The following is a 427-nucleotide window of genomic DNA, read 5'->3' as shown; positions in this document are numbered from 1 at the left end:
CCACGTCGAAGGTGTCGGTGTAGGTGGTGCCGGCGGCGAACTCGTTGTGCGCCGAGGAGGCCGTGTAGGTCCAGGCGCCGGCGGCATCGATGGCGAAGGTGCCGTAGGTCCCGACCGTGCCGGCCTGGGCGACGAAGGTCGCCGGGCTGTCGACATCCGAGATGGTCAGCTGGCCGCTGCTCGATATGTCGGCGGCCGCATCGGTCTCGGTCAGGTTCCTCACATCGGCCGACAGCACCGCGGCATCGTTGGTGCCGTCGATGTTGATGGTCACCGAGGTGTGGGTGCCGTCGGCGCTGACCACGTCGAAGGTGTCGGTGTAGGTGGTGCCGGCGGCGAACTCGTTGTGCGCCGAGGAGGCCGTGTAGGTCCAGGCGCCGGCGGCATCGATGGCGAAGGTGCCGTAGGTCCCGACCGTGCCGGCCTG

At 69.1% G+C, this 427-nt stretch carries 1 protein-coding gene; it reads right to left on the bottom strand.

What is annotated here, in order from left to right; all coding sequences use genetic code 11:
- A partial coding sequence (locus tag EOA75_RS33740; RefSeq protein WP_206517151.1) for a VCBS domain-containing protein occupies positions 1 to 427 on the bottom strand: 427 nt, incomplete at both ends.

Source organism: Mesorhizobium sp. M1A.F.Ca.IN.022.07.1.1, from assembly GCF_003997575.1.
GTDB lineage: Bacteria > Pseudomonadota > Alphaproteobacteria > Rhizobiales > Rhizobiaceae > Mesorhizobium.
The sequence above is the reverse complement of the archived record's forward strand: the minus strand, read 5'-3'. Positions and strand labels throughout refer to the sequence as shown.